The 9,423-nt window shown below is 70.3% G+C and carries 9 protein-coding genes and 1 pseudogene; 5 read left to right on the top strand and 5 right to left on the bottom strand.

The window, feature by feature from the left end:
* Positions 1-226: 226 nt before the first annotated feature.
* The gene (locus HUX53_RS42300; protein WP_309237404.1) at positions 227-1,156 is read right to left on the bottom strand and encodes a PDR/VanB family oxidoreductase; all 930 of its coding nucleotides are present in this window, start codon (positions 1,154-1,156) and stop codon (positions 227-229) included.
* Positions 1,157-2,222: 1,066 nt separating this feature from the next.
* On the opposite strand from HUX53_RS42300, the gene HUX53_RS23900 reads away from it, so the two are divergent.
* Both HUX53_RS23900 and HUX53_RS23895 read left to right on the top strand, forming a co-directional pair.
* Positions 2,223-3,707 carry a carboxylesterase/lipase family protein gene (locus tag HUX53_RS23900; RefSeq protein WP_176405467.1) on the top strand — a complete coding sequence of 495 codons (1,485 nt, stop codon included), beginning with the start codon at positions 2,223-2,225 and terminating at the stop codon, positions 3,705-3,707.
* Positions 3,708-4,491: 784 nt separating this feature from the next.
* Entirely contained in the window at positions 4,492-4,848 is a 357-nt protein-coding gene (locus tag HUX53_RS23895; RefSeq protein WP_309237403.1) for an MmcQ/YjbR family DNA-binding protein, read from the top strand.
* Between the two features lie 38 nt (positions 4,849-4,886).
* Here the strand turns inward: HUX53_RS23895 and HUX53_RS23890 are convergent, their stop codons facing one another.
* Entirely contained in the window at positions 4,887-5,789 is a 903-nt protein-coding gene (locus HUX53_RS23890) for a hypothetical protein (protein ID WP_176405466.1), read from the bottom strand.
* A gap of 95 nt (positions 5,790-5,884) precedes the next feature.
* Positions 5,885-6,640 (bottom strand): alpha/beta hydrolase, encoded by a 756-nt coding sequence (locus HUX53_RS23885; RefSeq protein WP_176405465.1) that lies wholly within the window; start codon positions 6,638-6,640, stop codon positions 5,885-5,887.
* 94 nt (positions 6,641-6,734) lie between these two features.
* On the opposite strand from HUX53_RS23885, the gene HUX53_RS42295 reads away from it, so the two are divergent.
* From HUX53_RS42295 to HUX53_RS23870, 3 genes are read left to right on the top strand one after another with little or no spacing between them, the layout of a single operon-like run.
* The gene (locus HUX53_RS42295) at positions 6,735-7,010 is read left to right on the top strand and encodes a hypothetical protein (RefSeq protein ID WP_176405464.1); all 276 of its coding nucleotides are present in this window, start codon (positions 6,735-6,737) and stop codon (positions 7,008-7,010) included.
* A gap of 36 nt (positions 7,011-7,046) precedes the next feature.
* A complete protein-coding gene (locus tag HUX53_RS41450; RefSeq protein ID WP_176405463.1) occupies positions 7,047-7,688 on the top strand; it encodes a hypothetical protein in 642 nt (213 codons plus the stop codon).
* A gap of 49 nt (positions 7,689-7,737) precedes the next feature.
* Complete coding sequence (locus tag HUX53_RS23870; RefSeq protein ID WP_176405462.1) at positions 7,738-8,649, top strand: LLM class F420-dependent oxidoreductase; 912 nt, start codon at positions 7,738-7,740, stop codon at positions 8,647-8,649.
* Here HUX53_RS23870 and HUX53_RS23865 read toward each other — a convergent pair.
* Together HUX53_RS23865 and HUX53_RS40135 are read right to left on the bottom strand one after the other, a co-directional pair.
* Positions 8,627-9,013, bottom strand: coding sequence for a VOC family protein (locus HUX53_RS23865; RefSeq protein ID WP_176405461.1), 387 nt, complete (start codon positions 9,011-9,013; stop codon positions 8,627-8,629). The two genes, HUX53_RS23870 and HUX53_RS23865, sit on opposite strands and share 23 nt — an antisense overlap.
* Positions 9,010-9,423, bottom strand: a pseudogene (locus HUX53_RS40135) (hypothetical protein); the annotation flags it as partial. The gene HUX53_RS23865 and the pseudogene HUX53_RS40135, both read right to left, overlap by 4 nt.

Genomic DNA, 9,423 nt, shown 5'->3' with positions numbered 1-9,423 from the left:
TCACGCTGTTGAACTGGGACTCTACTGGTCCGTTCTCCGCCGCAGCCATCAAGCCGAAGCACGCAGGCATCACTTCAGGCGACACCTACACCTCCAGATGATCGAGATCTAGCTATGTAGTACTAGTCCTGGATGTGCTTGTCCGGACGCTGACGGTGGAATGAGAGCCGGGGTCGCGCAGACAGCGCGGCATCGCCACGTCACCGGGGCGGCCCTTGCTTTCGTGTCAGAGCTCCAGGACGAGGCGGTGTCCGCAGGCACGGGACACGCAGATCATCATGAATCCCCCGTCCGCGCGCTCCGCCTCGGTCAGCACGGAGTCGCGATGGTCGGGTTCGCCGTCCAGGACGGGGGTCTCGCACGTCCCGCACGTCCCCTCACGGCAGGACGACAGGACACTGACGCCCGCCTTCTCCACGGTCTCCAGGATCGAGCAGCCGGGTTCAATCCGCAGGGTGCGCCCGCTCAGCGCCAGCTCGACCTCGAACGCCTCGTCCGGCCCCGTGACCGGCTTCGGCGCGAAGCGCTCGGTGCGGAGGGCGCCCGGGGCCAGCGCGGCGCACCGTTCCTCGGCCGCCGCGAGCATGGGCTCCGGCCCGCAGCAGTACACGAGCGTATCCGACGCGGTGCCGGTCAGGATGCCGTCGAGATCCAGCAGGCCGAATTCGTCCTGCGGGCGTATCTCGACCCGGTCGCCGTAGGGGGACAGCTCGTCCACGAAGGCCATGGCGGAGCGGTGCCGCCCCCCGTAGTGCAACCGCCATTCGGCGCCGGCCGCCTCGGCGGCGGCCACCATCGGCAGGATAGGCGTTATACCAATGCCGCCGGCGAGGAACACGTAGCGGGGCGCCTCCTCCAGCGCGAAGTTGTTGCGTGGCCCGCGCGCCGTGAGCCGGTCCCCCGGCCGGACCCGCTCGTGGACGATCGTGGACCCCGGCCCCTCCTTGAGGACGCCGATCCGCCACGTCCGGGAATCGGCCGGGTCGCCGCACAGCGAGTACTGCCGGACGAGTCCGTCGCCGACCAGCACGTCGATGTGCGCGCCGGGCCGCCAGGACGGCAGATCACCGCCGTCCGCCGCCCGCAACGTCAACCCGACGACGCCCTCGGCGAGGACCGTCCTGCCATCGACGACGACCTCGATCTCCGCGGACACACGCCCTCCATCCGACGACACCCGGTCAACCACCAGGCACGACCCCCTCTCAAACGGCCGCCCACGACGGCTCTCCAGACCAACCCGTCCACCGGCCAAGCCGAGCCCAATCCGCTTCACCTGGCACCCGCCCAACATGCCCAGCAGCCGCCAACACCCGCCCGGGACAGCGACCACCCGCACGAAAGCCACCAACGACAACCGCCGCACGATCGCCGCTGTCAACGACCACCTGAACGATGGCCACCAACAACAACCCCGCACACAGGAGCCGCCGCTAACCACAGCCACACCACCGCCGCCGACAGCGACCGTTGCACAACCACTGCCAACGACAGCCGTACAACGACGGCTGATAAACGGCAGCCGCGTGATCGCCGCTGTCCACGACGACCTGCTAGCGGCCACCAACAACAACCGCCGCCCAACGACCGCCGCTGACAACCGTCAGGCAACTGCCACCGTCAACGACCACCTGAACGACGGCCACCAACAACGACCGCCACACAGCAGCCGCCGACAACGGCAGCCGTACAACGACCACCAGCGACAACCGCCGCACAGCAGCCACCGACAACCACCGCACGCGCAATGGCCCGTTGCTGACGGCCGTCTACAACAGCCGCCGACAACGGCCACCGCACGACCGCCACCAGCGACAACCGCCGCACAGCAGCCACCGACAACCACCGCACGCGCAATGGCCCGTTGCTGACGGCTGTCTACAACAGCCGCCGACAACGACCACCGCACGACCGCCGCCGGTAACGACCGTTGTGCAGTGGCCGGGCGGCTGTCTCGGACGGCGGACGTTTGCGCGAGGGCCGTTGGTGACGGCCCAGCGCAGGGTGGGTGCCGTTGGGGCAGCTGGCGTGCGGCTTGGTCGTCCGACGGGGCCGAGCCACTTTCGCCGAGGGCTGGATGCCTTCGGTGTCCTGACCTTCGCCGGTGACGGGGGTGGCCGCCAATAGGGCTTCCATCGAGCGGAAGAACCCGGCGCCCGAGCCGGTACCACCGGGGAGGATCGCGGGATCTGCCGCCGCCCAGGGACAGGTGATTCATGATCATGGACGAGGTCGAGGCCGGCACCGTGTCCGGCGCGGTGCGCGGGGTCAGGAAGGACGGGACCGCTGTCTTCCTCGGCATCCCGTTCGCCCGCCCGCCGGTCGGTGCGCTCCGCTTCGCCGCGCCCCGGCCACCGGAGCCCTGGGACGGCGCCCGGCCCGCCACCGCCTTCGGTCCTCCCCCGCCGCAGTCGTCCGCGCTCGGCCAGGACGTCCCGGAGACGACCGGCGACGACTGGCTGACCTGCAACGTCTGGACGCCGGACCCGGGCGGCGCGGGCCTGCCGGTCATGGTGTGGATCTACGGCGGCGCCTACCTCATCGGGCACTCGTCCGACCCGGCCTACGACGGCACCGTCCTGTCCCACGGCGGTGTGGTCGTCGTGACGTTCAACTACCGCGTGGCCATGGAGGGCTTCGGGCAGATCGAGGGCGCACCCGCCAACCGGGGCCTCCTCGACCAGGTCGCCGCTCTCGCCTGGGTCCAGGAGAACATTGCGGCATTCGGCGGCGATCCGGACAATGTCACCGTCTTCGGCGAGTCCGCGGGCGCGGGCTCGATCGCCGCACTCCTCGCGATGCCGGGTACCGGGGGCCTGTTCCACCGGGCGATCGTCCAGAGCGTCCCCGGCACCTTCTTCTCCCGTCCTCTCGCGGACGACATCGGCGCCACGATCGCCGCCGAGGCCGGCGTCCGCCCAGTTCGTGAGGACCTTGCCACAGTGACGCCCGCCCAGTTGACGCGGGCCGTCGACGCGGTGACCGCCACCATGAGGAATCACCCGCAATGGGGTCAGGTCTCCCGCACCCCGACCCCGTTCTCACCGGTCGTGGACGGCGAAGTACTGCCGCAGACGCCGTGGGCCGCGCTCAAGGGCGGCGCTGCCCGCGACATCCCCCTCGTCGTCGGCCACAACCGCGACGAGTACCGCCTGTTCGTCGCGTTGGAGGGCCTCCTCGGCCGCGTCACCGACGAGCAGGCGTCGTCCGCTCTGCAGGCCTTCGCCCCGGACCCGGCGTCCTACCGCGCCGCATTCCCGGACGCCTCACCAGAGACCCTGTACGAACTCGTCCACTCCGACTGGCTGTTCCGCATGCCGACCCTGCACCTGGCCGAAGCCCAGGCCGCCGCGGGCGGACGCGTTCACCTGTACGAACTCGCATGGCGCGGCGGTCCCCTCGGCGCCTGCCACGCATTGGACGTCCCTCTCGTCTGGGGCAACCTCACCGGCGGCATGGCCGACCCCCTGATCAGCGACCAACGCCAGGCCGCAGCCCTCTCGGCAAAGATCCGCACCGCCTGGACGGCCTTCGCCGAAACCGGCACCCCAGGCTGGCCCGCCTTCAACACCCACCAACGCCTCACCCACGTCCTGGACACAACCCCCAGCACCACCCAGTACCAGAACGAAACCTCCCGCACCCTCTGGTCAACCCACACCTTCGCTCCCCTCCCCCTGGTCGCACCGGGCCCTCACCACCCCTGACAACACAAGACACGCCTGCTCCGGACCACACCCGTGCCCCTCACTCTGAGCAAATGAGACGCCCCTCCCTGTCCACTCCGGCATGGCCACCACGCCCGACCACGGAGAACCCCCTAACCCTCGAACCCACGGACCCCGCCTCCTCGACCAACCGGCATGGCCACCACGCAGACCCCCTCAGCCCTCGAACCCACGGAACCCCCTCCTCGACCAACCCGCATGCCCACCGCGCCCCACCACGCAGAACCTCCTAGCTCTCGAGCACACGGCCCTCCTCCTGGACCAACGGGCATGGCCACCACGCCCCACTACACAGACCCCCCAGCCCTCGAACACACCGAACTCCCCTCCTCGACCAACCGGCATGGCCACCACGCCGGGCGGCTCTTGCCGACGGCGCGAGGGGCTCTTCTCCTTGACCACATGGGATGGGCGCGGCCTGACTGCTTCCCAAGGCCGCGCTCATCCCTCCCCAACCTCGTCCCGCGCCAGCCACCGAGGCCGTCCCAGCGCGGTGTACCTCGGCGGCGGCTTCACCACCTGCTTCTCTACGTCGCGGTGCCACTCCGCAGAAACTTCGGCTGACGCAGTGGTGTGGCGTGTTTGTTGTGTTGGGCGCTCACGCAAGTTGCTTGGGGCCGGAGATCCGCAGGTGCGGCTGGCTGAGTCGATGAACGTCCGTGGGCGGGGGGCCGTGGGCGGTGTCCGGGCTGGTCGGCGCCGCTATGTCGCACCCTCTGTCTACGATTGCCGGGCATGCTCGCGACCGAGAGGGGCACCGCAGGTGAGCGACGTGGACGTGCCGGCGAAGATCCGGGAAATCTGCCTGTCACTGCCGGAGGCGGCGGAGAAGCCGTTCGGCGGTCATACCGCACCCTCCTTCCGGGTCCGCGACAAACTGTTCGTGATGACCAGCGAGGACGGCCTCTCGATGACGTTCAAGGCCGGCACCGGCGTGCAGGAGGCGCTCGTGGCGGAGAACCCCGAGTGCTTCTTCGTCCCGAAGTACGTGGGCAGCAAGGGCTGGGTCGGCGCACGCCTCGACGTTGACCACGACTGGGACGAGATGGCCGAACTCATCGAGGACAGCTATCGCCTCATCGCCCCGAAACGCCTGGTGAACCTCCTCGACCACCGCTGAGCAATACGGGCGCGCCGGAACCGGCCATCCACGCATGGCTATTGGTGGGGGCGGCGGTTTTGGGTTGTTAGGCGGGCGGCTATTTTGTCCATGGTTTTGTTGTCGAGGTTCCAGCCTCGGTGGAGCAGGGCGGTCAGAAGGGCTTCCAGGTAGGGGGCCGGGTGGGTGAGGAAGTCTTTGGTCACCGGGATTACTTCCCAGTTCATCTCCTTGGCCAGCCAGCGGCGGCGGGTCGTGTCACGGGCGCGGGCTTGGGGGCCGGTGTGGTGGCGTTCGCCGTCGTATTCGAGGCCGACGCGGAATTCGGGATAGCCGAGGTCGATGTAGAACGGGTGGCCTCGCGGGCCCATCACTGGGACCTGGGTCCGTGGACGGGGAAAGCCGGTGTTCACGATGCTGACGCGGATCCATGTCTCGCCGGGGGAGGCCGCGCCGCGGTCGGCAAGACGGATGATCTCGCGGAGCCGTTTGTTCCCGCGATAGCCGGGCAGTGTTCGGGCCATTGTGATGAGTTCCTCGGTGCCGACGCCTTTCCGAAGGAACTGGTCGAGCGCGGCGACCGCTTCGGAGCGGGGGAGCCAGCGGGAGCAGTCGAGTGCCGTACGGGCCGTGGACGTGAGGCGTACATCGGACTCCTCCATGATGTGGCCTGCAGGAAGTTCCACGGTGGCAGGGCTGATCGGATCTGAAGTGGACGTTCTGGAAGTGATGAGTTCGACGTCCCAGTCGGCCTCGTTCACTCCCGGGGGTAAGACGTCCAGGCCCCATATCCAGGCGGCCGTACGGCGGGCCACGACTGCATCATGCTGGAGGAGGCCGCTCAGCGCTGCGGCCCGAGTGGCGAGTGAGGCGCCTTTGGCGGGGACGAAATAGACACCGGGGCCGACGGGGACGACCGAGTCGGTGGCCGTGCGCTTCCAGGTGAGGGTGAAACCGTCCATGTGACGATGATGCCCGGCGAGGACGAGTGGGCGGGGGCTGCTGCGAGAATGTGGATAACTCCCGGTTCTCGCAGGTCAACGCGCCAGAGACCGGCTCAGCGTGAGATAGCGTTGGTCGACCATTTTGCTATTCGCTCGATCAGGTCTGGGGTGGCGGCCACCTCGGCGTGGCCGTAGGCCGGTTCTATCCACAGGTCCTTCGGGTCGGACGCCGCCTCGTAGAGCTGGTGCGCGTGTTCTAGGGGGAAGAACGTGTCGGCGTCGCCGTGGACGACCAGGAGCGGCACCGGGGCTATGCGGTCGGCGAGTTCGTGCGGGGCTTCTGGGACCGGGTCCCAGCCCTTGGGGGCGACGCGGGTGCCGCGGGCGAGGCGGACCGCGAGTCTCCCCAGGCGGCGTTCGACCACCCAGTGGGCGCGCCGCATCGGTTTCGTCCCCCGGTAGTACCAGCGGGCCGGGGCGCTGACCGACACCACCGCGTCGACCCCGCCGTGCAGGGCCGCGTGCCGGACGACGATGGCCCCGCCCATGGAGAACCCGGTGACGACGATGTGCTCGTAGCCTCTGCGGCGGGCCGCGGCCACGGCGGCGTCGACGTCGAGGACCTCCCGGTCGCCGACGGTGGTGTGGCCGCCCGACCTTCCGTGGCCGCGGAAGTCGAGCGCGAGGACGCCGCCGTGCGCGTTGAGGGCGGCGGCGATCCGGCGGAGGGCGGGCTGCCGCCACGAGCAGGTGAACCCGTGCGCCAGGACGAAGCACACGTCGCCGCCGCCCCGCAGGTGACCTGCGTCGATCCGCACGCGGTCGGCGGTGTACAGCGTGAGAGGTTCGGGAGTCGTCACGTCCTCCATGATCGGTCATGCCGCGGCGGGGCTGAACGAACGGGTCGCTGGGTAGATAGTGGAACGTGTCTGGAGGGCGGGCTCGGGCGTCAGGCCGGCGGGTATGGACAGCGAACATCGCGCGCCGCAGGTGAGGGCGCGCGCGGAACGCGGCGGGACGCCGGCGGCGCGCCGGCGTGAGGCCGACGGCTACGCGTGCCAGGTGATGGCGTCCTCGGCGCGCGCCCACGAGCGGGCGGCGGCGCTGCTGGAGGAGATGGCCGCCGCTCATCCCGAGGAGGCCGAACTGCATCTGCAGTCGGCCGTCCGGCATCGGCGGTGGGCCGAGAACGACCGGGAGCTGGCGCGGCAGTACGCGCCCCAGGACGGCGGTTTGTGAGCGCCCCCGCGCAGTACACCTAACGGAGGATTGATCATGACCGTCGACCTGCGAACCGCTCGGCGTTCCCTGCACGGGGTGGCGGAGCTGGTGCTCGCCGGGCCGCAGTACCGGCATAGCGGGACGATCCGGCTGAAGGTCGTTCCCGGCGGCTTCGCCACCGTCAAAGAGCCCGACCTGCGCGTGACCGGGACGGAACTCGTGTGCGGCGACCGGGAGGTCCCGTTGAACGGCGCGACCTGCCGGGAGCTGGCCACGGCGGTGAACGCCGAGGCGGGGGCGGCCGAGGACCTCTACCGGGACGGCAGCGGGGTCGACCCCGACGAAACCCTCGGGGTCGATGCGGAGGCCACGCGCCGGATCCATGAGGCTTTCGGCCGCGGGCATGAGGCCCTGTCGAGATTCGCACCCGAGATCGCGCCGGTGCTGTGGCCGGAGCACTTCGACCTGGGCATCAGTTTCGACGAGGTCAACTACGGCGTGTCCCCCGGTGACGTCCACCTGGACGAGCCTTACGCGTACGCCGGTCCGTGGGAGCCGCGCCAGGGGGCGTTTTGGAACGCGTCGTTCGGTGCGGCAAGGCCACTGCGTCTGCTGCCCGGCGCCACGGCGTTGTTCGACTTCTTCATGGAGGCCCGGGACAGGACGGCGCACGATCGGCCGCGAAGCCCGCAATGATCCCCGCGGCTGTGCCAGGATCGTAGAACGCGATTCTAGGGAGGCCGTTGTGCGGGTTGGTGTGCTGCTGAACGAGCGCGGCGGGGCGGACGCGCTGGACAAGCTGGCGGACGATGTGCGGCGCGCCGCCGACGACGGGTTCCCGTCGGCCTGGCTCTCGCAGATCTTCGGGCTGGACGCGCTCATGGCGCTCGCCGTCGCCGGACGGGGAGCCCCCGGCATCGAGCTGGGCACCGCGGTCGTGCCGACGTATCCGCGCCACCCGGCCGTACTGGCGCAGCAGGCGCGGACGTCCGCGCTGGCCCTGGAGGGACGGCTGACGCTCGGCATCGGCCTCTCCCACAAGATCGTCATCGAGGACATGTACGGGTACGACTACGGCCGCCCCGTCCGGCACATGGACGAGTACCTGTCGGTGCTGCTCCCTCTGCTCAACGGGGAGAACGCGTCCTTCAAGGGCGAGACGCTGCAGGGCAACATCGGCTTGAGCGTCCCCAACGAGGGGCGTGTGCCCGTCCTGCTGGCGGCGCTCGGCCCGAAGATGCTGAAGCTGGCGGCGGAGCGGGCGGACGGGACGGTGCTGTGGATGACCGGCCCCGTAACCGTCCGGGACCACATCGCACCCACCATCACGGCCGCGGCCAAGGCGGCGGGACGCAACGAACCACGGATCGTGTGTGCGCTCCCTACGTGCGTCACGAGTGACCCAGAGCGCGCGCGGGAACAGGCCGCCCAGACGTTCGAAATGTACGGGAGCCTGCCGTCCTACCGGGCGATGATGGACCGGGAGGGCGTGGACGGCCCCGCAGACCTCGCCGTCGTCGGGGACGAGGACACGGTCGAGGCCAAGCTGGAGCAGCTGGCCGAGGCGGGCGTCACCGATTTCGTCGCCGCCGAGTTCGTGCCCGGCGAGGACCGCGAGCGCACCCGGCGGTTCCTCAAGTCCGTGGCGGCGCGATGAGCTCGTAGAGGTTGCCGCTGGAGTCGGAGAAGTACAGGCCCCGGCCGCCGAGCGGGTGCGCCTCGTCCACCCGCCCGCTGTCGGCGTGCGCGGGCTCGTCGCCGTAGGGGATCTCGCAGGCGTCGAGGCGGTCGACGACCGCGTCGAACGTGCCGGCGTCGACGTCGAACGCCAGGTGGTGGCCCTGCGGGTGCGCGACCGTCAGGAAGTCGAGGGTGAGGCCCTCGTTCACGCGGATCGGGACGAAGTGCCGCGCGTGCGGGTGCACGCCCGTGTACGCCAGGCCCATGACGCCGGCGAAGAAGCGGGCGGCCTCGTCGTTGTCGGCGGCGGTCACGATCGCGTGGTTGAGGCTGATCGTCATTCGGCGGTTCCTTCCTTGAGGGCGCCGTGCAGGAAGACGTCCAGGTACTCCTCCATGGACGGGCCGGCCGCGGCGGGCCCGGCGGGCGGACGCACGCGGGTGAACGCCAGCCCCATGAACAGGCTCGCGGTCTGCTCGGCGGGCAGGCGGAGCCGGTCGCGTTCGGGCTCGAAGAGTTCCGCGATCGCGTCCCGGGTCCGGTTCATGGCGGCCTCGCGTTCGGGCACGGCACCGGCCTCCCCACCGCCGGATCCGCCACCGGAGCCGCCACCGGAGCCGCCACCGGAGCCGCCGCCTCCAAACGCCCCGCCGTCCCCCGGCGCGCCTTCTCCGGGCGACCCGGCGGCGCTGTGCCCGGCGGCTCCGGCCATGCCGCCGCCGGGTCGCCCGGAGAAGGCGCGCCGGGGGAC

Source organism: Actinomadura sp. BRA 177 (assembly GCF_013372625.1).
In the GTDB taxonomy this organism is placed as follows: domain Bacteria; phylum Actinomycetota; class Actinomycetes; order Streptosporangiales; family Streptosporangiaceae; genus Spirillospora.
Note: the sequence above shows the minus strand (reverse complement) of the source record. Positions and strands in the feature narration are given on the sequence as shown.